The organism is Bacteroides stercorirosoris, assembly GCF_900142015.1.
In the GTDB taxonomy this organism is placed as follows: domain Bacteria; phylum Bacteroidota; class Bacteroidia; order Bacteroidales; family Bacteroidaceae; genus Bacteroides; species Bacteroides stercorirosoris.
This window is the reverse complement of record NZ_FQZN01000005.1, coordinates 124,401-148,784: the sequence shown is the minus strand read 5'-3', so window position 1 is coordinate 148,784 and position 24,384 is coordinate 124,401. Positions and strand designations below refer to the sequence as shown.

General features: G+C 45.2%; 11 protein-coding genes and 1 pseudogene. 4 read left to right on the top strand and 8 right to left on the bottom strand.

What is annotated here, in order from left to right; translation table 11 throughout:
* Nucleotide 1: 1 nt before the first annotated feature.
* The 4 genes from BUC01_RS05565 to BUC01_RS05550 form a co-directional block, all read right to left on the bottom strand.
* Nucleotides 2–1,609 carry a glycoside hydrolase gene (locus tag BUC01_RS05565; RefSeq protein ID WP_025830814.1) on the bottom strand — a complete coding sequence of 536 codons (1,608 nt, stop codon included), beginning with the start codon at nt 1,607–1,609 and terminating at the stop codon, nt 2–4.
* A gap of 124 nt (nt 1,610–1,733) precedes the next feature.
* Nucleotides 1,734–3,383: a RagB/SusD family nutrient uptake outer membrane protein gene (locus BUC01_RS05560; protein ID WP_025830815.1), complete on the bottom strand. Its 1,650-nt coding sequence runs from the start codon at nt 3,381–3,383 to the stop codon at nt 1,734–1,736.
* Between the two features lie 13 nt (nt 3,384–3,396).
* Entirely contained in the window at nt 3,397–6,447 is a 3,051-nt protein-coding gene (locus BUC01_RS05555; protein WP_025830816.1) for a SusC/RagA family TonB-linked outer membrane protein, read from the bottom strand.
* A gap of 19 nt (nt 6,448–6,466) precedes the next feature.
* Nucleotides 6,467–7,978, bottom strand: a complete 1,512-nt coding sequence (locus BUC01_RS05550) for a cadherin repeat domain-containing protein (RefSeq protein ID WP_025830817.1) — start codon at nt 7,976–7,978, stop codon at nt 6,467–6,469.
* 201 nt (nt 7,979–8,179) lie between these two features.
* On the opposite strand from BUC01_RS05550, the gene BUC01_RS05545 reads away from it, so the two are divergent.
* On the top strand, nt 8,180–12,220 hold the full coding sequence (locus BUC01_RS05545) for a hybrid sensor histidine kinase/response regulator transcription factor (RefSeq protein ID WP_073312990.1): 4,041 nt from the start codon (nt 8,180–8,182) through the stop codon (nt 12,218–12,220).
* A 31-nt stretch (nt 12,221–12,251) separates the two neighbouring features.
* Here the strand turns inward: BUC01_RS05545 and BUC01_RS25815 are convergent.
* Nucleotides 12,252–12,546 (bottom strand): annotated as a pseudogene (locus BUC01_RS25815) (IS982 family transposase); the annotation flags it as partial.
* 142 nt (nt 12,547–12,688) lie between these two features.
* On the opposite strand from BUC01_RS25815, the gene BUC01_RS05535 reads away from it, so the two are divergent.
* Together BUC01_RS05535 and BUC01_RS05530 are read left to right on the top strand one after the other, a co-directional pair.
* Nucleotides 12,689–13,204 carry a hypothetical protein gene (locus BUC01_RS05535; RefSeq protein WP_025830822.1) on the top strand — a complete coding sequence of 172 codons (516 nt, stop codon included), beginning with the start codon at nt 12,689–12,691 and terminating at the stop codon, nt 13,202–13,204.
* 120 nt (nt 13,205–13,324) lie between these two features.
* Nucleotides 13,325–14,656 (top strand): hypothetical protein, encoded by a 1,332-nt coding sequence (locus tag BUC01_RS05530; protein WP_139261812.1) that lies wholly within the window; start codon nt 13,325–13,327, stop codon nt 14,654–14,656.
* 250 nt (nt 14,657–14,906) lie between these two features.
* On the opposite strand, the gene BUC01_RS05525 is transcribed toward BUC01_RS05530, so the two are convergent.
* The gene (locus BUC01_RS05525; RefSeq protein ID WP_025830823.1) at nt 14,907–15,341 is read right to left on the bottom strand and encodes a DUF6078 family protein; all 435 of its coding nucleotides are present in this window, start codon (nt 15,339–15,341) and stop codon (nt 14,907–14,909) included.
* A 152-nt stretch (nt 15,342–15,493) separates the two neighbouring features.
* On the bottom strand, nt 15,494–16,975 hold the full coding sequence (locus BUC01_RS05520) for a glycoside hydrolase family 30 protein (protein ID WP_073312986.1): 1,482 nt from the start codon (nt 16,973–16,975) through the stop codon (nt 15,494–15,496).
* A 460-nt stretch (nt 16,976–17,435) separates the two neighbouring features.
* Here BUC01_RS05520 and mutS point away from each other — a divergent pair, with 460 nt between their 5' ends.
* Complete coding sequence (mutS, locus tag BUC01_RS05515) at nt 17,436–20,051, top strand: DNA mismatch repair protein MutS (RefSeq protein WP_025830824.1); 2,616 nt, start codon at nt 17,436–17,438, stop codon at nt 20,049–20,051.
* 85 nt (nt 20,052–20,136) lie between these two features.
* On the opposite strand, the gene BUC01_RS05510 is transcribed toward mutS, so the two are convergent.
* Nucleotides 20,137–24,189 carry a hybrid sensor histidine kinase/response regulator transcription factor gene (locus BUC01_RS05510; RefSeq protein WP_073312984.1) on the bottom strand — a complete coding sequence of 1,351 codons (4,053 nt, stop codon included), beginning with the start codon at nt 24,187–24,189 and terminating at the stop codon, nt 20,137–20,139.
* Between the last annotated feature and the right edge of the window lie 195 nt (nt 24,190–24,384).

The following is a 24,384-nucleotide window of genomic DNA, read 5'->3' as shown; positions in this document are numbered from 1 at the left end:
GTTATTTTAGATTATACACGACTGTGGTTACACTCTTTGCCTCCAAAATTACAGATTCTCCGCCGGATATAGTAGTTTCTACTAAGTTTTTGCTTCCGGTGGTGGTGTAGGTATTGATAGAGGTGGCCTCGCTGCTCCATCCTTCATGAGTTTCGCTCAGGCGGACGTTCTTATCGGACATATTGGTGAAGACGGCTACTATTTTATCGCCTTGTGGTGAAATCCATGCTGACCCGAAGAAGTTGAGGGATTCTGTCAGCGTCATGTTGATGCGTTGGTATCCGGGACGGATAAAACGGCTATAGTTGCCCAGCACCCAAAGCGTGGCGGTAGGCTGGAAGGTACCTTCCTGTTCAATATTAGCGTTATTATCATCGACTCCGCCGCCCGGTACCAGAGATATCAGCAGAAAACGGTTCTTGTGTCCCCAGCGGGTTACATCCATAGAAGTCCAGTAGCTCCACGAAGACACTCCCGCCACGGTGAGATCGTTGTGTATTACTCTGGACATATAGAATGCGATATCCATTTCAGTGGCGTTGTCGTATCCTACAAATTCGGTGTTACTATAGTTGTCTCCCAGCATGCTCCATTCACTTTGCCATACATCGACACCCTGTTTCTGTGCGGCCTGTGCCACTTGTCTGCGAACACTGCGCATGCCATCCCAAGTGCCGTCAGTCCAATAACTGTGTCCGCAGATGAGATTTTTTACGTGATTCAGGTCTCCCACATAGGAGGAGGTTCCGGGAGTGAAGAAAGCCGATATCACATTGCTCCGGTTGGCATCATCTTTGGCTTTGTAGAGGTATTCCCAGTCACCCGATTCACCGAGCAAGATGTCGGTGGTCAGATTTCTTTCGGTGAGTGACCGGTTCAGTTCGCGTGCCAGTGCGGCTACTTCATCGTTGGTCCATCCGCTTCCCTCCTGTCCGCCGTCCCAGTTGTACTGCGGTTCGTTGACGGGAGAGATGTGTGTCACGGGATATCCTTCGGTGATGTAATGTTGCGCTACGTCGGCCATGTAGTCGGCGAAGTCGGTATAATGTTCTGTTTTCAGGTTGGATACTCCTCCTCGGTTGGAGAAGCCTTTGCCGTTGTAGGTGTATTGTACGGGTGGGGTATTGCTGAAGAGTACGATACTCTCGCAACCGAATCCTTTGGCGCGGTTCAGGAAATAGCGTTGTCCTTCACATCGCGTCCAGTCGAGTTGTAAGTCGTCGGTCAGATAGGATTCTGCACGGCGTGACTTGTCGGTGATCCCGCTTGCGTCACCTTGTCCGGCACTTCCGCCGCCCAGATTCACGCGCCACATCGAAAGACCGATGCCTTTGGGACTACCTGCTTCTATTTCGGACGAGAAGAGCAGTTCGGTGATTCGGTCACGGCTTCCGGTCCAGTATTTGCCTACGTAGGACGGTGTCCAACAGTCGGATGCTCCGAATCCGGCAATGGTCTGGTAAGTGCGTCCGGCGTTGATGGTAACTAATTTCTCTACGCTTGTGCCGGGCTGTTCCGGTTCGGTGCCCGGAGAGTCGGGGGCATTGTCGTCACTGCAAGCCGCAAGGGCGAGTAACAGGGAAGAAAAAAGATAATGCTTGAATTTCATGATATTCGTATTTATAAAAAAACTGCCGCGAATAATCCTGTGGACTACCCGCGGCAGAAAATATAGTATTAACCTATTGAGTGATTAACTTCTATAACAATCTGTTACCTGAGTCCGGGCCGGGTTAATTCCAACCTGGATTCTGAGTGATAGAACCGTTAGACATTGTAATTTCATATAAAGGAATCGGGAATACCATGTCACGGTTTTCATTAAAGCTGATACCTTTGTTGCTTGCTTCACCCTGGTTTTCCCATTCGAGGGCATCGCGGGTTGCTTCATCGGTATTCCATTTCACGAATGTTCCGTTCGAACCCATTAGGTTGCAAATAACTTTCTTTCCGTTGTCATCGTTCCAGCGACGGATGTCGTACAGGCGGTTTTGCTCAAATGCCAGTTCAAGGCGCCGTTCCAGTCGAATGGCATTCTGTAACTCTGTTCCGCTTGCTGTAATGTTATCCAGCTTTGCGCGTTTACGTACTTGGTTGAGGGCATCGCGTGCAGATTCATCATCATTCAATTCGTTGCAAGCCTCAGCATACATCAGAAGGACATCGGCATAACGCAAAATACGATGGTTCAAAGGGCTCTTGTCCGTATTGTATATTGCCGGGCGATCTTTCAGCGGCAGGAAATACTTGCGGATGAGACGGGCAGATTTGTGCTGCGCAGGATCAACGATATAACAATCGGGGTCCCAACCATACTTATCAATGTATTCCTGATATTTGTTCAAGGCTTTACTTGTTTCTACAAACTCTGTGAATTGATCTTCTCCGGCAATTTCCGTACAACCGGATTTAATGATAGTCCACTTCAACCGCTCCGTATCACCGGCATCAATATAAGCCTGTTCCAGATTGGCTGTAGGTTGGCACCAGCTCCAACCGTCGCCCGGGCCGTTACGGGCACCGGTGATGGTAGCAAGCGAACCACCTAAGCCTAATGTTGCATGATACTCGTATTGGATTTCAAAAAGGCTCTCTTCACTGTTGTCATAAGCCAAACTCCATACATCACCAAAGTCAGGGAGCAATTTATATTCTCCTTCGTCAATCACGGTCTTCAATGCTTCACGGGCATCCTGCCACTTCTCTTGATAGAGATAAACCTTACCCAATAGTCCCAGAGCAGTACCACGGGTGGCATGCCCTACTTCAGCTGCATTGCGTCGTGGCAATACTCCGGCAGCAGCCACCAAGTCGTCTTCAATAAATTTGTAGACAGCTTCTTCTGTTGCACGTTCGGTTCCTGCCACTTCTTCCGGCATCTGGAAACTGGTCATCAAAGGTACCCCTCCAAAATTTCTCACCAGTTCGAAGTAATAGTAAGCACGCAGGAAACGAGCTTCTGCTACCAGACGGTCCCGGGATTCAGTATCCGGAGTTTCAAGAGCCGAAATACGGTCTATGGCAATGTTGCATCGCAAGATACCTTTGTAACGGTATTGCCAGAAGTTGGAAATAGGACCGTTGCTGGCACCGTTTCCCTGATAGTGGGCTAATGAAATATAGTCACTCTGGCTTTGTGTCGTATTGCCCATCCAGGCATCGTCACTGCACATTTCAGAAAGCAGCCACACTGTATTTATTTGCCACCATCCTCCATAAGTAAGAGCCTGATAGCAGCTCGTAACGGCGGATTCACATTCTTCTATGGACTTGTAATAAGTGTCCACGTTCAACTGCCCGCGTGCGTCTTCGGTCAGGAAGTCCTCACAAGAGGTAAACATCAGCGAAGCAATCAAAACTACTATTGTAAATATTCGTTTCATGAGTAATCAAGGATTAAAATTTAAAGTCAATGCCGAATAGGAATGTTCTCGGATTAGGATAAGCCACGTTGTCGATACCGGTATTGATAGCACTACCAGATTGGTCGGTAGTACCGTCAACCATCGGACGCTCAGGATCCATACCGGAATAGCCGGTAATGGTAAACGGGTTCTGCGCGGAGAAAGAGAGACGTAAATCGGCACCACCGACCCATTTTTTAGGAAGTGTATAACCTATTTGTAATAACTTGCAGCGCATGTAAGAACCGTCTTCCACGTAGAAGCTGGATACACGGTTATAGTTCAAATTCAAATCGTTGCTCGACAAGCGGGGAATATCGTTGCTGGTGCCTTCGCCATGCCATGCTTTTTCCAATGTACCTGCCCAGACATTCTGTCCGCCGGCACCGGAATATCTGCCTTTGGTAATATTGTAGATATCATTACCGAACGTACCATAGAAGTTGGCGGCAAAGTCAATATTCTTATAACGCATGCCGATGTTCAGACCCATCATCAGGTCGGGATAAGGATTACCGATATAAGCTTTGTCATTGGCATCAAGCACACCGTTGTGGTCTAAGTCTTTGAAGCGGATATCTCCCGGCTTCGCGTCAGGCTGAATCTTTGTTCCGTGTTCATCGGTATGTGCATATACTTCTTCCCAGTTCTGGAACAAGCCGTCGGCTACATAACCATAGAAGCGGGAGATGAGGCCACCGTCTTCATTGCGGATAATCTGATCGCTGTTGAAGCCACCGACGCTCATAGGACCGTCACCTGAGAATTTGATAGCCTTATTGCGCACGGCAGAAAGATTCAGACCAAGATCATAAGAGAAGTCCTTGCCGATTTCATCGCGCCAGGTAAGTCCCAATTCCCAACCGCGGGCCTGCATGCTGCCGATGTTCATCCAAATCTGGCTGTTCCAGTTGTTATAACCCAGAGCCAGGATGTTCTGTTTCTGATAGAGCATATCCATGGACTTTTTTTGGAAGTATTCGAATGTCACGCCCAGACGTGAATTAAGGAAGGACATATCCACACCCACGTTCCAGTCTTCTACGGTCTCCCACTTCAATTCTTTGTTGCCTACTGTAGACACGTAATAACCGTTTGTCAGCGTATTGCCAAAATAATATTGAGTTTCGCTCAATAAGGTTAGGGTAGCATTGTTGTCGATGCTCTGGTTACCTACGCGTCCCCAGCCGCCACGGAGTTTCAAGTCGCTGAAGATTTCCTGATCCTGCATGAATCCTTCGCTGATGACACGCCAGGAAGCAGATACGGAAGGGAAGAGGGCGTACTTGTTACCTTTCGGGAAACGGGAAGAGCCATCGGCACGAAGAGAGGCAGAGATGTAGTAACGATTATCATAGTTATACATGACGCGTCCCAGGAAAGAGACTAATGTATTATAAGTAGTCTCACCGTTGGCCTCGTCCGTACCCTGCTGTCCGGCATTCACCTCTTGCATCTGGTCCAGATTGTTGGGAACATTGTCACGTCGGGCTTGCGTGTTGTACCATGCAAAACGTTCAGCGGTAAAACCGGCCATAACGTTCAGGTTGTGCTTCCCGGCAAACGTATCCATATAAGTGGCTGTATTCGTCCAGTTCCAGTCAAACCATTCCTGATTACGACGGGTAATTTCGCTCAATGTTTGTTGTTCCAGCGGGTCCATGCTAAATTCAGGAATGAACGTGTCGGAACGACGATAGTGCGCATTGGCACCAAACTGGGTACGCAAGGTCAGCTTTTCTATCGGATTCACCTGCAAGTAAGTATTCAAGATAGCCCCCATTTCGCGGGAGTGCGCGTTTTGACGGGCTACCGTACCTGCCGGATTCCATTCCTGATTGTTATAGGAACGTTGGTAGTTGTTGAATTCATTGTCTTCCCATTGATCCTGAGGACGGAATACCGGAGTTGTAGGGTCCATAGCCATCGCTGCCGAAAAGACATTCGGAGTATCATCCCACGATTCTACACGCGGAGCAATGTCAACGCCCAGCTTCACATACTTATTGAATGTGTATTCGGTATTCAGGCGGATATTGATTTTGTCCCAGTAACCCACATCAAATTGGGAGTTGTTGCGATAGTAGCCCACGCTGAAATTATAGACAAACTGTTCGGAGCCACCGGCCACACTGAGTGAGTGGTTCTGCACCAAGGCGGTTTTATTGACCACGGTGTCCCACCAGTCTGTACCACCCGGATTGGTTGTTGCACCGTTATCCTTCCAAATGGAACCCGCGTTATCGTTTGTGTAGCGGGTATTAAACACTTCCTTATATTCGGCCGGACCGGCAATATCAGGTTTGGCTACGGTTTGGAAACCTACGGAGGTAGTCCAGTTGATGCGGGCTTTGCCCGTCTTGCCTTTCTTTGTGGTAATCAGGATAACACCGTTTGATGCACGTGTACCGTAGATAGCGGCAGCCGAAGCATCCTTCAACACTTCCATGGAAGCGATGTCGTTGCTGTTCAGGAAGTTGATATTGTCACCCACCGGCATGCCGTCTACAACATACAGCGGGTTTGTACCATTGGCTGTAGTTACACCACGAATCAACACCTTCGGACTGGCGCCCGGGCCACCGCCGCTGGTAACTTGCACGCCATTTACCTTGCCTTGCAAGGCATCCATGGCATTACCTGTCACGGTTTCGGTGATTTCTTCACCTTTTACTGTAGCGATGGAGCTGGTTAAGTCGCTCTTCTTTACAGCACCATAACCGATAACTACCACTTCATCCAACAGTTCGGTAGCTTCTTTCAGTACTACATTGATTGTGGTTTGGCTTCCTACTGCAATTTCTTGAGATTCAAAACCGATGGAAGAGAATACCAATACGGCATTCTTTTCTACATTGGATAGTGAATAATCACCGTTAATGCCGGTAATCGTACCACTACCGGTACCTTTCACTTGAACTGTTGCTCCGATCAGGGGTTCCTTGTCGGTAGCAGAAGTCACTATACCTTTTATTGTTATCTGTTGTGCATAACTGCATATTGACAGTAACAAAAGACATGCTATTAATAGTTGCTTTCTCATTTGTCAGACTATTATCAGGTTAATTTACTCTTACTAATTTTGCTCTACCCAAGTGGGAATCAAACCAGAACTGGTAGGAACCGGTAGCCGTTACTCTGGGTTTAGACCAAACATCTTGCGTTGTTGTAGGTCCGGTGTAAGCCGCATTCTTCATTGAACTTCCGTTATAATAACCGAAGACTTCGGGATTATCCTCTGTATCGCTGCACCAGCGTACAAAGTTCCACCACTGGTCTGTGTGATAATTGTGGATGATGAAGTTCATGGATTCTCCTCCCGTCAGCGACATCGGATCATAATAGAAGAGATGCGGGTTGGTGGCATCTTGCTTTAAGGAAACAACTTCAGTCGGATTAGTTGATGTCATACCAAAGGTAAAGTCCATCATTGTAGAACCGCCGTCATTCCATTTATCCATAGTCGGAAGTCCGTATGTCATGCTTGCAGGCCAGGGATCTATGGCGTCTTCAACCGAATAGAAGTCTATTTCGTATGTCTTCTGTAAGATGTTGAAATTGATTTTGTAGTACACATTTGCATGGGTCAGTACAATAGGTTTGGCTGTTGACGGATCGTCAGTAAGCATGTCTTCATTTTCGGGGTCGAGACCATAACAAACAGGAGAGAAGCTTGTCTTCTGCGGCAGGAAGAAGATTTCCGTATTGGCGTTCCGGCAGTAATAGAGAGCCTGGTATTGGTATTCGCCCACATGATCGATTCGCATCGGCACGCCGAATACGTCGCTGTTCAGTTCCGCTTCGGTTGCTACGTCAGCAAGATACATCTTTTCAAAGTCCTGAACATCGGTTACGGATACGGTGCACTCGATAGTTGAGCTTTTGCCCGTCTTGTCGTAAACGCTGATAGTCATGGGATAGTCTTTCTTTTCGGCAGGCATTGTGATGTCGAATGCTTGTTCAAAGGCTTTGCCGCCATCGGCATCCACTCTCAGATTTGTGTATTCTTCGATACCTTCAATATTAAGAATAAGATAATCCAATGCGCGGTCGTCAGTTACTGAAATGTTCATGGTGAATTTAGGAATTTCGCCTTCTCTCAACAATGCAGTGACCATGCTTCCATTAGTAGGGGCAATGACGAAAATGGGATTCTCGAAGTCTCCGTCCAGCGTTATGCGCACGTCTTGTGAAACGCTACGTCCGCCTACGTCTGTCACCGTTACTTTCACTGTGAATTGTTCACCGATTTCGTTAGGTTGGATTTCGAAGTTGTAACTCAACTTGTAAGTCTCCAGCGGCTTGTCGTAAATCTCGATTAAATCGATTGTTTTGTTGAGGTACAGGTCGGCACACTGTAGCTGAATGGTTGAAATGCCATCAGCATCGGTGATGGTTCCTTCAAGCGTGAACGTGCGACCTGCTGCAGTCTGAATGTGGTCGGCAGTTAATGCTATCGAAGGAGCTTGTCCATCCACATCAGGATAGCCATCGTCGTCGCTACATCCTGTAGTCCATAAAGCCAGCGATAAAAATGCCCAGAGTAAGGTGGCATTAAAGAAATGCTTCTTCATAAATATTACTTTTAAAGTTAAACAATTAGATACACTCTTTACTAAAATATCACTTTTAGTCAATGCAAATGTATGCTATATTGGCATTCGAGGACTGTGTAAATCGTGCAGTGAAGGTATACAAATCATGCATTGAATGATTTGTGTACCTTGAATACAGAATTTATTCGTATTTTTGGATTAGAATAAAAAACTGATATAATGAAAAGCAGATTTTTACTTTACTTCTTGTGGTTACCTTTCCTTTTGTCGGCACAACCATATGCTGTCAGGCAACTCAGTATTGAGAAGGGACTATCCAACAATTATGTGGTCAGTATTGCTCAGGATAAGCAGGGATTTCTTTGGTTTGCTACGGAAGAAGGCCTGAATAAGTTTGATGGAACCCGTTTTATCACTTATTATAAGAATGAGACTGAAAACGGATATGGAATCACGGGAAACGAACTGAATTGCTTGCTGGATGACCCGGAAGACTCTGTTCTGTGGATTGGTACGCAGAGGGCCGGACTGAATGCTTATGACTATGCGAATGACACCTTTACGTTTTACCGGCATAATGATTCGGTTCCGGAAAGTATCATAACCGATGATGTGACCAATATCGTGGCTGCCGCCGACGGCAACCTTTGGGTCACTACTTATTGGAAAGGAATAGAATATTTTGATAAGAAGTCCGGGCACTTTTTCCATTATAATACAGAAAATATACCCGGTCTGGCAAGTGACAATATCTGGACAGTGGCCGACGGAGGAAATGGCAAGTTATATATCGGGCATGTGCATCACGGTTTCAGCATCCTTTCCATTAAAGACAAGCGGGTGAAAAATTTTGTCCATGACCCTGATGACAAGAACAGCCTGCCGGGTAATGAAGTAAGATGCGTGTATAAGGATACGAACGATAACATTTGGGTAGGGACAAATAAGGGACTGGCCCTGTTCAATCCGGAATCAATGAACTTCATTCAGTTTAATTCAGATGGCAATCTTTCGCATTACATCTATGATATCCGTCAGCTCGACGGGAATAAGCTATGGATAGCGATGGAATTCGGTGGAGTAGCTATCATGGATTTGTCCCAACGGCTGTTTCTGTTGCCGGAACAGACCCAGTTCCATTATATAAAGGAAGGGGATGACGGATATAGTCTGTCAAATTCGAGTACAAGATGTATTTTTCAGGATTCATTCAAGAACATCTGGGCGGGGGTCTGGGGTGGCGGCATAAACTTTCTCAGTTACGAACCTCCCTTGTTCAGCGGCTATTACTATTCGTCGAACCATGACTCCATGAGCCGTTTGAATAATAAGACTGCAAGCAGCGTTTGTGTAGACGGCCGGGGCAGGTTGTGGATTGGTACGGATGGAGGAGGAATCAATGTCTTTGACAATGGTACGCGGGTAGCTGTCTATCAGGAAGAGACTGAAGATATGGGAGGAAACTCCGTGCAGGCTTCGTTGCGTGATTCGGAAGGTAATCTGTGGTTCGGTCTGTTCATGGATGGAGTGAATTACTATGATACCAGAAGAAAAGTGTTTCACCGGAATTTTCTGAAAGAGATAGAACATGAGGATGTACGCTCCTTCTATGAGGATAATCAGCGTATATTATGGATTGGTACCAGCAACGGTATTTATAAGGTTGACCTTGCCACGAAGAAACTTGCCGGGCATTATGAGTTTGAAAACAACCTGGTGAGATGCGTTTTGAAAGACTCACGGGGATATCTGTGGATTGGCTCGTTTGGCAGCGGACTGGGTGTAGGTAACGGAAACTTGCAGGATATCAAGCTTTTCAATATTGAAAATCAGTTCCCTTCCAACACCGTGAATGCTATCTATGAAGATAGCCGGAAAAACGTATGGGTCGGTACGGGAGAGGGATTAGTGTGCTTTTCCTCATTCCCTGAATGGACTTACAAGGCATACCGCCGCGAGGAGGGGCTGAACAATACGCATATACGCGCGATAACCGAAGACGGTAACGGTAATATCTGGGTGAGTACGAACAAGGGAATCAGTTGCCTGGTAAGGGATAAAGGCATTTTCTACAATTACGACCATTGGGACCGGGTGCCGATGGGAAACTTCATGAGCGGGAGTGTGGCTAAGGGACAGGATGGAGAGATATACTTCGGTTCCATCAATGGTTTGTGCCATTTCAATCCGGATTTTGTTCTGGCAAAGCGTGAGTCTCCTGCGGCCGTTATCACGGAAATGAAGATATTCGCCCCTTTGGGCAGTCCGGGTAGTAACGAGGAAGTGGTCAGTATCGACAGCCAGTCGAAGGTGAAGCTGGGATATATGCAGAACAGCTTTGGTATCACCTTCAACATCCGGAACTATGCACTGGCCAACCAAGTAGAGTATGCCTATATGCTGAAAGGTCTGGAAGACGCCTGGTACACGGTGAAGGACGTTAATAACGTCACTTTCCGTAATATTCCTCCCGGCGACTACCGCTTCCAGATAAAGACCCGTATCAGAAACCAGGAATGGTCGGACAACGTGACTGCACTGGACATTCACATCGTACCTCCCTTGTGGCTGACCTGGTGGGCCAAACTGTCCTATATATTGCTGAGTGCGGTAATCCTGTTTCTTATTCTCCATGCCTATAAGAGGAAGCTCGATGTGGAAGTTCTCTACGACCTGGAAAAGAAGAACCATGAGCAGGAGCAGGAACTGAATCAGGAGCGTCTTCGTTTCTACACTAACATCACGCATGAACTCCGCACACCGCTGACACTGATACTGGGACCATTGGAAGATATGCAGAAAAGCAACTCATTGTCAAACAAAGATTCCCAGAAGATATCGGTGATTCATCAGAGTGCCATCCGGTTGCTGAACCTGATAAATCAGATACTGGAATTCAGAAAGACGGAAACGCAGAATAAGAAACTCTGTGTGGCTCATGACAATATCGCTAATCTGGTGCATGAAGTCGGCCTCAAATACAAGGAACTGAACCGCAAACCGGATATAGAGTTCCACATCGAACTGGAAAGGGAGGATATGTCCCTGTACTTTGACAAGGAAGTGGTGACCATTATCCTGGACAATCTGATCTCCAATGCGATTAAATATACCGAAAAGGGTATCATTACACTGGGCCTGTATCACGTGGTGCGGAACAACATCGACTATACCGAGATTAAGGTCAGTGATACCGGTTATGGTATCACTCCCGATTCATTGCCCCATATCTTTAACCGTTATTATCAGGAGGGCGGCGACCACCAGGCTTCCGGTACGGGCATCGGTCTGGCGTTGGTGAAGAATCTGGTTGCCCTTCATGAAGGGGAGATAAGGGCGGAAAGCACTTTGGGCGTAGGCAGCACGTTCTACTTCAGCTTGCTGACGGACAATACTTATCCCCACGTGTTGCATACCGACTCACCGGAGAAACCGGCCGATGAAAAGGAGGAAAAGGAAGAGATTCCGGAATCAGTGTCCGGCGGAAAGCGTATTCTGCTGATTGTGGAGGACAATGAGGACATTTGCAACTATATCGTCGAGTCCTTCTCCGACGATTTTGAAGTGAAGACCGCCGCCAACGGCGAACTGGGAATAGAGCAAGCGTTGAGTTGCATCCCCGACATCATCGTGAGCGATATCATGATGCCCGTGATGAACGGAATAACGATGTGTAAGCAGCTGAAAGAAGACGTGCGCACCAGTCATATCCCCATCATCCTGCTGACTGCTAAAGACTCTCTGCAAGATAAAGAAGAAGGGTATCAGGTGGGAGCGGACTCTTATCTGACCAAGCCTTTCAGCGCTACCCTCCTGCATAGCCGCATCAATAATCTGCTTGAATCGCGCAAGCTGCTGGCGGAACGCTTTGCCGGTTCGACGTCTCATCACAGTCTGGATGAGAAGCGTGCCCAGTTGGCAGAGTCCATGAATAAGCTGGATAATGAATTTCTTGAGAAGATAAACAAGCTGATAGAAGACCGGCTGTCGTCCGAGAAGATTGATATCGGCTACTTGTCTGACAATATGTATATGAGTAAATCTACGCTTTACCGTAAGATGAAAGCGCTGACGGGACTTTCCACTAATGAGTATGTCCGTAAGATAAAGATGCGGTATGCCGAACGGTTGTTGCTGGAGGGCAGGTATAATATATCCGAGGTTGCGTTCAAAGTAGGTATAAATAGCGTGGTTTACTTCCGGCAATGCTTTAAAGAGGAGTTCGGAGTGTTGCCTTCGGATTATCTGAAACAGCCGTAAAGGGGTGCAGGTGGTAATGATATAATGTTATCAAACAAGTTTGATTTGCAAAACTAATTCCTGTACATTGCCCCAAGAGTACCTGTCTGATAAAGATAGTCAATGGGAGAAGAATCTCCTTTTCTAATTCCACAAAGCGGTTATAGGAAACTCGGACCGGAAACCAATGGGATGAATGCTTACACACATATACGATTAGGCTCATTTCGGTGGTTATGACCTTCAACTTGGTCTTCCAACATATATTTTTCTTGTTGCTTGGTAAATTCTTTGCAGAAATCATTTGCCAAACAATATATTTCTGTAATTTTGCTTTTGGTGAACATAGCGGTAAAAGTCTAGTGAATGTTATATTTTAGTACTATAAATTTACTGCTTTTATTGCTAATCGCAAGTTATCACTTATATCGAACTCACGTTAAATACGGTTTAAACAGAATCCATAAAGGATGATTCATATAGGATATTATGAAGAAAACAAAGCATATATTGGTTTGTACGCTGATTATATGTACAGCTATTTATTTGGGATTCTATTTTATGCCAGTAAGATTTTACTTAATGCCGATAGATGCTTGGGAACGTAAAATATGGATGGGTCCCAGTTCCACACAGAAAGAGGAAAATTATGTAGTTTATAATCACTTATGTAAAAGTGAACAAACCCTTATAGATAGTATCATTGCTTTCAATGATAGAACTATCCGGTTAGACTCAATAAAAAAATATCCTGATAGCTATTGCCGAAGCTTTTTCAGAAGAAGTATAATCCTTAATAAAGACTATCGGGAAGAAGCAAATGGCTCGGATATTATATACGACCATTTTGATAAACGCATTCTGTCATTTGAATGGCGAATAGTAAATGACACCGTTTATGTCGATTTCTTTGATAAACGTTGTAAAGTACCTCTTACCGGTGTTGATAAGGATGCAATATCGATATCCAAACTCTTTGGATTAATTGAAAAAGAACAAAGGTAGAAAATTTAAGCTGCGGATGCATATATTATTATAAATGATAAATAAGATATTGGACGATTGTAAAGTGAGCGAATATTCAATACCTTTCTCTGTAATATTAAGAAATAAAAACGAATGAAAATGAAACGGCAAACTTTTATCAAATTATTATTTATAGCCATTATTATTGTGGGTTGTGAAAATGCGAAGAAAACAAAAGAAGATGTTGTGTCTACAAAAGAAGAGATGCAACAAGTGGAAGACGTAAGAAGTGACACACTTATGCTTACGGCCATGAAATTGACGGATAAAGAGTGGCTGGAGGTAAAGTCGAGTTATGATAAGTTAGTGAATGCTTTGGATGAAATAATGAGTGGAGATGATTACGAAGGTAGTCTATATGTAAACCTATCCGGAATAGCAACGTCTAATGATGTTTCGTTGGGAGGAATGATGCTATATTATAAATTGAAGCAGCAAGGCTATCAGTTTTTACCGGACAATGAATATGTAGAACGCATAAAATATGTTTTTGGAATTGATTATAATCATCTTGATACTTTAAATAAAAACAAATTTATAAGCTATAAAGACTACATTGTAGCTTTAAATCCAATGTCTAATATTGATAGCGAGGACAATATACTAAGCAAAGAGTTTTATCCATACAGAGAGCATCTGTATTTTTTTAAGAAGTTCAATCTCTGCACTGTGCAGATGCCATCTGTTCTATTAATAGAAATGGACGAGAATACAAATAAAGATAATATAAATGTTTGCGGAGATTCTATTGATTATCACTGGAATAATTATGTGCTGAATGACAATAAGATTAGTTTAGCCTGGTTGTTAAATAATGGAAAAGAAAAGGAATTGAAAGATTTGCTAGTCAATTTTGGATATGACAAGGATGATAAAATAAATGAATTGGTATTGAACGATGACAATCTGTCTATAATGGATAAATTCATGGGACGTGACATTTATGGAAAGCCCAAAATTCATGAAGGAATACTACGCTTCGTAGAGCGGTTATCTGACGAAAATCATAGTGACTATTTTGTAAAAGCAAGTACATTTGTGGAACAAATTGCATATATTCTTGAACGTGAAGATGAGAAGCAAAAAGAATATTCTCAGCTGGAAGGTATGACGCTTGAAGAACGTCATAAAATGATTGCTTATGTAGTCAATACGCTTCAACCTCTGTATGAAAAATATAATGGGCAGGATGGTTATGGGCATTTGGATAAATATAATATTGGAATTGTAGATTGTTTTTGGAGTGCTTTTTTTGACGATCATGAATTACTCAAAGACATTGAAGCAAATGATTGTTATAACTTGCCGAATTTAACCAGACTAATTCAGAAGATAAAACAGGATGAACGTTTAGTCAATAAACAGACTGGAATTATGGAACCGTGGAATTGGTCACCAGAAACCTCTGTTTCCAGAGATACTCTTATTTAAGAGTGAGTTCGATATAATATCAGAATAATCTTAGCTGCCTGATCATTTTGCTGCCTTGCAGCTTTAATCTGCCGGGACTGCGGCGTTGCCGAAACCGTAGAGTTATGCCCGATTCTTGCCATCGCTTTGGCACAGTCGTGCCATAGGCATGGCAATGTTGTGCCAATGCGATGGCAAAGTTGTGCCATAGGCATGGCAAAAGCATGGATCTATAGATGGGATGTAGCTAACCTGTAGATGGGGGTGATTGTTACCATTCGTAGTCTTCTACGTAAGCGTCAAACTCCTGTTTCCCGGTTGCACCGCACTGTTTGAAAATCTTCTGTACGTCCCTTTGTTCGGCAGGGCTGAGAAGGCGTTCGCCTTTGCGGACGCGGTAATAGGTTCTTCGGCTGAAGTATTCCACCAGACCGCTCATGGCATGTTGCCTTTGTCTGTGGGGCAGGTTATCAAGGATATTTATGCAGCCTTTGGCGTATTGCACTTTTTTACTGGAGCGATAGTGGGGACATGCACCCTTCAGTTTGGCCTGGTATTTGGGGCTGATGATTACCCAGTATTCCACGTTATCCGCCACTTCTTGCTCTACCAGTTGCCGCAGGCAGGTAGATGCTTTGGGACATTGGCGGTTGAGGCATAAGGGATAGTTGTGGGGTACGTTCGGAAAATAATGTTCTTCTTTCATGACTGTGGGTTGTTTGTTGTTGTTTCCAAGGCAGTTATCCTTATTCAAAATAGAAGCTCAGTGTTTCTTTTGCGATGACTACGATTGAATTTCACGGCAAAAGTAATCATTATTCGGATATGATTGTCCGGATAACGATTACTTTTATCAATTTATTTCTCTTCGAACGTATTGAACGAATGTGGCCGGAGCTCTACATTCAGATAGCGGTTGCCCAATTTCAGGGTTATTTCTTTGGCTTCATTGTTGAAATTGCCGGCTATGACTATCTTCTTCTTTTGTGGGGTTTCCACTACCATGACGGGCGTTTTATCTTCTTTCTGCGGTTTATAGGCTATGATGCGTGAGCCGGGAGAGACGAATTGGCTGTAATGCTTCACGGCGTAATACTCGGGCGTCAGCGTTGCCTTGCGGGTTTTAGAGTCCACATGTATCAGCGCATTCTGCTTCCAGCCCCAGGGACTCTCGCCGTTATCGCAGAGCGTATTGTTCCAGAAAGTGTATTCTTCGCAACCATTGCCCAGGTAATGGTTGATCAGATGGAAAGTATGTTCTCCGGCCTTCCAGTCGAAACTGCCCCAGCCACATTCGCTTTCACTCTGTACATACTTATATTGGGGATATTTCCCGCGGATTTTCGGCAATATCTGTCCGCCTTCCCACTGGAAACCTATGCCTTCGATGCTTTGCGGCATACGCGGGTCGGAGAGTATCTTGTCGACGTAGTCGTAGCGGTTCGTGTTGAAGGTGCCGAGGTATAGTTTCACTTCCGGGTGATGCTTTTTCAGCGTAGGAGCCAGATATTCTACATTGAAGCGCACGGTGCCTTCGGCGGTCCAGGCACAACCGGGATAGGGAGTGTAGCTGTATGCTTCGTTCTGATACATGACCATATCGACGGGAATTCCCTGTTCTTTGTAGGCATCAATGAATTTGCAGAAATAGTTGGCATACGTCTGCAGATAGCGGGGGTCTTGTATCATATAGTCGTTCACGGCCAGCTGTTTGGGGAAGACGTCTTCACGTTTCTCGGTATGGTCTTCGTAGAGGGCTATGCTCGATTCCGGAGACATTTTATTGGTCTTGTCGCTACGCACCGGGTAATCGTGGTTGATTTTCATCCAGCTGGGAGGAGACCAGGGGGAAATCCAGAATGTCATTTCAGGATTATACTTTTGTGCCGCACGGACGAAAGGAATGATTGCCAGCTTATCACGGTTGATGTTGAAATACTTCAACTGGAAGTCGCCCGATACTTCGTCGCAACTGTACCAGTCGCGTGCATAATCGTTCGCATTCATCGAAATTCTTCCTCTTGTGAAGCGTAAATCTCCTTGTGGAGAAAACATTCTTTCCAGAAGGTCATCCTGTTCATCGCGGGTGAGCATGTTCAGGGCATCCCAGCACAGTTCGTTGAAGGTGGTGCCCCATGCTTTGAAGGTAGTGCCTTCTTCGGTTCCGCTGACTTCTAAGAGCGGGGTCTGAGCGGTGTTCGGTTGTAACTTTACTTTGGACTGTTGCCAGATGTTGTCTTCCGTGCTGCTCACCCAGTTGTAAGTTTGGGCATAGGCTCCGGTGGCAAAGATGGTTGCCAGGCAATAAAGGAGTACTTTTTTCATTTTCTTGTTTTTCATGGTAATATGTCTTTTGGATGCAAATTAAGCGAAATAGTTGCTATTACCAGGTGTACAAAAGGCGCAAAAAAGGGGACAAATCAGTTCAAATGGAGATTATTTTACTGTATGACGTTACGTATGGGCATAAAAAAAGGAGTACCGCTGTACTCCAACCTTTGTTAACCTTAAATCTAATACTATGAAAAACACATTGCAAAGGTACGGACTTTCGGGATATCTCCAAATAAAACAAATAAAAAAGTGTGTTTTATAACATGTTTTAGCGAAACGAACGCTTTTGTTAAGGCTTACTAAGGATTTGAACCCTCTCCACGCTTATTTTCTAAAAAAGAATTATCTTTGTCTCATTAATTAATGAACACAGAGGCACAGAGACATAGAGTTCTCTTTTATAATTTTTATATCAGTGAAATACTCTGTACCTCCGTGCCTCTGTGTTCGATAAAGATAAATCTGCATGAACGAAGATATTGTCCTCACCCCGATGATGAAGCAGTTCCTGGACTTGAAAGCCAAGCATCCGGATGCCGTTATGCTGTTTCGTTGCGGTGACTTCTACGAAACTTATTCTACCGATGCTGTCGTTGCGGCCGAAATCCTGGGAATCACTCTGACCAAGCGTGCCAACGGTAAAGGAAAAACCGTTGAAATGGCCGGTTTCCCTCATCATGCGCTGGATACATATCTGCCCAAGCTGGTACGTGCAGGCAAGCGCGTGGCTATCTGCGACCAGTTGGAGGACCCCAAACTGACCAAAAAATTAGTGAAGCGCGGTATCACGGAACTGGTGACTCCCGGTGTTTCCATTAACGACAACATACTGAACTACCGGGAAAATAACTTTCTCGCCGCAGTTCATTTCGGCAAGGGAATGTGCGGTGTGGCGTTTCTCGATATCTCCACGGGTGAATTCCTTACGGCGGAAGGTCCTTTCGACTATGTGGATAAGCTCTTGAATAACTTCGCCCCCAAAGAAGTGCTTTTTGAGCGTGGCAAGCGCGGCATGTTCGAGGGGAACTTCGGAAACAAGTTCTTTACTTTCGAACTGGACGACTGGGTGTTTACAGAGACCACAGCCCGTGAAAAGCTTTTGAAGCATTTTGAAACGAAAAACCTGAAGGGATTCGGTGTGGAACACCTTAAGAATGGTATCATTGCTTCGGGTGCTATCCTGCAATATCTCATCATGACGCAGCACACCCAGATAGGGCACATCACTTCGCTGGCACGTATTGAAGAGGATAAGTATGTCCGTCTCGATAAGTTCACCGTACGCAGTCTTGAACTGATAGGCAGCATGAACGATGGCGGCAGTAGTCTGCTAAATGTGATTGATAAGACCATCAGCCCTATGGGAGCCCGTTTGCTGAAACGCTGGCTGGTGTTTCCGTTGAAGGATGTGTTGCCTATCAACGAGCGCCTTAACGTGGTGGAGTATTTTTTCCGTCAGCCGGACTTCAAGGAGTTGATTGAGGAACAGTTACATCTGATAGGCGACTTGGAACGTATCATTTCCAAAGTAGCCGTAGGACGTGTCTCTCCGCGTGAAGTGGTAGCGCTGAAAGTGGCGCTTCAAGCTATTGAGCCCATCAAGGAGGCTTGTATGGAAGCGGACAATGCCAGTCTGAGCCGTATCGGTGAGCAACTGAACATCTGCCAGTCTGTACGTGACCGCATAGCCAAAGAAATCAATAATGACCCTCCGCTGCTGATAAATAAAGGCGGTGTCATCAAATCGGGCGTTAATGCCGAACTGGACGAACTGCGGCAGATTGCTTACTCCGGTAAGGATTACCTGCTGCAAATACAGCAGCGCGAAAGTGAACTGACGGAAATCCCCAGCTTGAAGATCGGTTACAACAATGTATTCGGCTATTATATCGAGGTGCGCAATACGCATAAGGATAAAGTGCCGCAGGAGTGGATACGTAAGCAGACTTTGGCAAATGCCGAAAGGTACATCACGCAGGAACTTAAAGAATATGAAGAGAAAATCCTGGGTGCCGAAGACAAGATATTGATACTGGAAACGCAGCTTTATACGGAGCTGGTGCAGGCTTTAAGTGAGTTCATTCCCGCCATTCAGGTCAATGCGACCCAGATAGCCCGCCTGGACTGTCTGCTTTCCTTTGCCAATGTGGCGCGTGAGAATAATTATATCCGTCCTGTTATTGAAGATAATGATGTGCTGGATATCCGTCAGGGGCGTCATCCGGTAATCGAGAAACAGTTGCCGATAGGCGAGAAGTATATCGCCAACGATGTGATGCTGGATAGCAGTTCGCAACAGATTATTATTATTACCGGTCCGAACATGGCAGGTAAGTCCGCATTGTTGAGGCAGACGGCACTGATAACGTTGCTGGCACAGATTGGCAGCTTCGTGCCTGCCGAGAGTGCGCATATCGGATTGGTGGATAAGATATTTACCCGTGTGGGTGCCAGCGATAATATCTCCGTCGGTGAATCTACCTTTATGGTGGAAATGAATGAGGCGGCTGATATTCTGAACAACCTGTCACCGCGCAGTCTGGTGCTTTTTGATGAGCTGGGACGGGGAACTTCTACCTATGACGGTATTTCCATCGCCTGGGCGATTGTAGAGCATATCCATGAGCACCCCAGGGCAAAGGCGCGTACATTGTTTGCCACGCACTACCACGAACTGAACGAAATGGAGAAAAGCTTCAAGCGTATCAAGAACTATAATGTTTCCGTCAAGGAAGTGGAAAACAAAGTCATCTTCCTGCGTAAGTTGGAGCGTGGCGGCAGTGAGCACTCTTTCGGTATTCATGTGGCGAAGATGGCGGGTATGCCGAAAAGTATCGTAAAACGTGCGAATGACATCCTGAAGCAACTGGAAACGGATAATCGCCAGCAAGGCATCGCCAGTAAGCCAATGGTGGAAGTGGGAGAGACACGCGGCGGTATGCAGCTCAGTTTCTTCCAGTTGGAAGATCCGGTACTCTGTCAGATACGTGACGAGATACTGACGCTGGATGTGAATAACCTGACGCCGCTGGAAGCACTGAATAAGCTGAATGACATCAAGCGGATTGTGAAAGGGAAATAGATATTTTCCGGTACGCTTTAGAATAACTTTCTGATCGTTTTCCTGATATCAGGAAAACGATCAGGATAAATTTTAGATTGTGCTTTTATAATAAAGACTTCTCTATCATGACGTTATCCTTTTGCTGTTCCCTATACTGCCGCGGCGGCATACCGAAGCGTGCAGTAAACAGCTTGTAGAAGGTACCTCGGTTATTGAACCCTGTCTGGTCCATAATCTCATCAATGGTGAGATTCTTGGTCAACAGTAACCGTTCTGCCATGGTAAGGCGATACTCCTTGATGATGTCGGCCGGTGACTTTTCGGTTATTGGCTTCAGTTTCCGGTAGAACTGGCGGGTACTATAACCTAAGTCGCTGCTCAATAGTTCGACGGATAAGTCGGGATTACTGATGTTCTTCTCTATGGTCTCTATTACCTTATCCAGAAACTCCTGTTCTTCTTTATGTATGCAATTGCCGTTTTCTATCTTGAAGGAACTGAATATGGAGCTATAATACTCTTTTAAGTCTAATTTCCGTTTTATCAGCCGGTAGACTATCTTCTCCAGATATTTCACATTGAAAGGCTTGGTGACGTAAGCTTCCGCCCCCGATTCGATACCCTTCACCTGCTCGTCCTCATTGTGGAGGGCGGACAATAGAATCAACGGTATGTGGCTCCACAATTTATTCTGCTTTATCTGTTGGGCGAAAGAGAGTCCGTCGATTTCGGGCATCATCACATCGGAGATGATTAAATCCGGTTGCTTTAGCTCCAGACTGTCTAAAGCCTCCCTGACATTGTTGAAGGATAATACATTATACTTCTCTACAAATATTTCCGAAACGAACCACAACATGGAAGGGTCATCGTCGATAATCATGATTGTTTCTTTGGACACATCGAAATCCGCAACAGTCTTTTCCAGTTCTATGGGTTCCTCATGGATATTCAATGGAGTGTTTTCATACACTTCCTGCGGTGTTTCCTGCTCTGTCAGTGTTAGTTCCGGTAAAGTAACTGTGAATGTCGTTAACTCGTTGGGCACACTGTCAACGCTGATCTGTCCATTCAGCAGATTGGTCATGCTCTTGCATATAGCCAGTCCGAGACCGTTCCGCGAATTGGTTCCGTTCATCTCGAAAGAATCCAGTATCTTGTAGCGGTCGAATATCTTTGCAAGGTTCTCTTTGGCTATTCCCTTACCGGAATTGGAGATACGGAGAGTAAGGTGTTTGTCTTCTGTTTTCAGTTCAACGGTGATACTCCCTTTTTCCGGTGTATACTTGAAAGCATTAGATACCAGATTGTTGGTTATCTTATTAAAACAACTGATATCCGTGTTCCATAAAACGTCAGGCTGTATGTCCAAACGGTAGTCCAAATTGCGATTTTCAGCCAATTCACCGAATGACTCTGCTATATTCCTTATCTTATCCGATACGGATAGCCGCTGGATTGACAGAGCCTTGTTGCCGGTTTCCAGTCTGCGGAATTCAAGTAATTCTAAAATCAAGCTATTCAACCTTTCCGTATTCTGCCGTATCATTTGTCCGTATTTGCGAATGTATGAATCGGCATTCGGGTAAGCCAGTATCTTCTCACACGGACCATAAATCAGTGTCAGGGGAGTACAGAATTCATGCGTAATGTTAGTGAAGAAGCGTAGTTTCGATTCGTAGATTTCCTCTTTCTTCTCCCGGTTCATTTTCTCAATCATGTGGTGTTGCTTGCGGCGATATCTTTGAATGAACTGATAAACCAGCAGGATGCAGAGAGAAGCGAACAGGATGAAATAAATTCCGTAAGCCCAGTAACTCAGATACCAGGGCGGAGTGATGTAGATGAACAAGGTCTGAGGCTGGCTTTCCTGTCCGTTAATGTTATTCTTGTATTTCACTAACAAAGTGTACTTTCCGGGTGAGAGGTTGGAGAATATGGCGCTGGCCGACGTTCCGCTCTCTATCCAATGCTCACTTACTTCTTCCAGTTTATAAGAGTAGGAGTAGTTATTGCCGTTGATGTAGTCGACAGCCATAAAGTTGATACAGAAGAAGTTCTGGCTGTAATCCAGTTGAAGTGCAGGCGTCCCTTTCTCCTCTGAGAAGAAATCGTAGATATTGTGATCCTTTCCGAAGATGGTCAGGCCTTTCAGGTGTATCTGGGGCATATAATCTTCCATAGTGTATGTATTGGACTTAACGGTCACAAACCCGTTTGTACCACCAAAAAGCAATGTGCCCGTCCGTTTGTCCTGGTAGAAAGCGCCATCGCTGAATTCGGTAACGGCCAGTCCGTTTTCCCGGTTATAGGTTTGCCCGGTATTGGTTTGGGGATTGAATCTTACCAGTCCTTGATTGGTGCTGATCCAGAGATTAGCCTGCTGGTCTTCCAGAATGCCATGTACGGTGTTGTTCAAAAACAGGTCAGCCCTGTCATGATAGTGCGAATTATCCTGGTTGAAATGAAGCAGCCCCGAACTGGTTCCCAGCCAATACCCCTTTTTATTCTTGTAAATGGCAAAAATATCATTGGCTGTCTGGCTGTTCACTACGTCATCGAAACTATATGGAGTTAGTTTACCGGTATGGGTATTCAGCTTGTAAGCTCCGTAGCCACGGTTTCCAAACCACAAGACAGAATCATTTTCCTGGAAAGAGGTAAAGAAATAGTTGGAAGCCATGCGTCCGTCATCCAATACTATCCTGGTGGCTGATTTTACGGTAGGAGAAGCACTGTTCCCACCCAGAACAATCTTCACAATACCTTCACCTACAGTAGCCACCCATAGGGTAGAATCATTCAGTTCGTTAATGGAATGTACATATTTCAGCTTTTCTCCGTTGGCTGTCACCGGGAACTCTCTTACCTGTTTACTTTTATAGGAATAGTAGTTGAGTCCATTTTCCGTACCTATCCATAGTTTGTCAGTGGAACCGGGAGCAAAGCAGTAGACAGAGTTATCAGTCAGTGTACTGTTGCTGACGGAAATACGGTCGAAAGATTCCGGTGCACTGCTTTCGGGAGAATAATTCCGGATACGCAGTATTCCTCCCCCTTTGGTTCCTATCCATAGTGTCTGCTCCTGGTCATAGTACAGGGCGCGTACAGGATTGTTTATCTGATATACCGGGGTATCCAGCAAGGTATTGGTGATGGAAAAAGCATCGTTGAAATACATATATACTCCTTGCCCGTCCGTTCCTATCCAGACAATGTCCTGGAATTTGTCTTGCATCAGGCAGAAGATGCCGGAATGAATCTCAGTGGGCTGTATCTGGTATTTGATTTTTTGGTCGGACATGTATTTGAGTACGATTAAACCGCTGCTTTTGAAGCCGATGTAGTAATCGTTCTGCTGTTTGATGATGGAAGAGACTTCACCGCGCGCTTCGATTTCCGCTTTGAGATCTGCGATGAAGTATTGCTGCTGGTTGTTGAAATCATATTCGTAGAGTGAGTAGGTTTCATCAATGAAATACACTAAACGTTCTTCCGAGAAGGCCCATAACAGTTTCTCCTGGTGCTTGAAGAGGTTGTTGGAGGTTAAGGTTACGCTTTCTGCCGTCTTGTTTATCTGATAGCTGCGGGTGTCATTATCGGAGGTGAAAACCCACAATATATTATTCGCATCGACGGTGACGGACAGCACATGCCCGAATGAGATCTGGGGAACGTCCAACTTCTGAAAAGCTTGTTTTTCCCGCTGAAAGTAGTAGAGATATCCGTCATCTTTTACGATGAACAGGTCATTATCGTCACTTTTAGCCATGTAGTTTTTGTCCTTGAACTCGGCGAAACTCCGGCAGGTCTGCTGCTTGGTGTCCAGCCGGTCGAGTCCGTAGTTGGTCTGGATCCACAATACGTCTCTTTCGGTTTCCATGATGCTGTTGATCAGGTTGCCGGACAGCAATGTTTTAGAAGAGTTGACAGGGCTGTATACATGCAGGCTTTTGCCGTCGAAGACGTTCAGACCGTCACACGAACCAATCCAGATGATGCCTTGGTGATCTTGATAAAGAGACAGGATGGCGCTGTTGGACAGTCCATCCTTATTGGAGAATTGTCGTAAGCTGTATGCGCGGGCCTGATGTGAAAGGCAGCATAAGATGCAGGTCAGTAATGAAATTCCGAAAAGGTAGTGTCTGTTTTTCATATTCTATATATCGGACTAATTGGTTATTGCAAAGATAGAGAATAATGGGAGGATATGGCAGGAATACTTAAAAAATAGAGTAATACTTTTCTGACTTTTTTGTTCATTCTCCTGCCATGACTGCATTGTGGGACTCTTATGTCGTAAATGTGTATAAGCTTTCAGGTAAATATGCTTACTTTTGTGTCTATCTTG

Excerpts from the sequence above, each read along its gene's own strand:
- BUC01_RS05560 (WP_025830815.1), bottom strand. The coding sequence starts at position 3,383 with ATGAAACGAATATTTACAATAGTAGTTTTGATTGCTTCGCTGATGTTT.
- mutS (WP_025830824.1), top strand. The coding sequence starts at position 17,436 with ATGAACGAAGATATTGTCCTCACCCCGATGATGAAGCAGTTCCTGGAC.
- BUC01_RS05555 (WP_025830816.1), bottom strand. The coding sequence starts at position 6,447 with ATGAGAAAGCAACTATTAATAGCATGTCTTTTGTTACTGTCAATATGC.
- BUC01_RS05535 (WP_025830822.1), top strand. The coding sequence starts at position 12,689 with ATGAAGAAAACAAAGCATATATTGGTTTGTACGCTGATTATATGTACA.
- BUC01_RS05550 (WP_025830817.1), bottom strand. The coding sequence starts at position 7,978 with ATGAAGAAGCATTTCTTTAATGCCACCTTACTCTGGGCATTTTTATCG.
- BUC01_RS05520 (WP_073312986.1), bottom strand. The coding sequence starts at position 16,975 with ATGAAAAACAAGAAAATGAAAAAAGTACTCCTTTATTGCCTGGCAACC.
- BUC01_RS05525 (WP_025830823.1), bottom strand. The coding sequence starts at position 15,341 with ATGAAAGAAGAACATTATTTTCCGAACGTACCCCACAACTATCCCTTA.
- BUC01_RS05545 (WP_073312990.1), top strand. The coding sequence starts at position 8,180 with ATGAAAAGCAGATTTTTACTTTACTTCTTGTGGTTACCTTTCCTTTTG.
- BUC01_RS05530 (WP_139261812.1), top strand. The coding sequence starts at position 13,325 with ATGAAACGGCAAACTTTTATCAAATTATTATTTATAGCCATTATTATT.
- BUC01_RS05565 (WP_025830814.1), bottom strand. The coding sequence starts at position 1,609 with ATGAAATTCAAGCATTATCTTTTTTCTTCCCTGTTACTCGCCCTTGCG.
- BUC01_RS05510 (WP_073312984.1), bottom strand. The coding sequence starts at position 24,189 with ATGAAAAACAGACACTACCTTTTCGGAATTTCATTACTGACCTGCATC.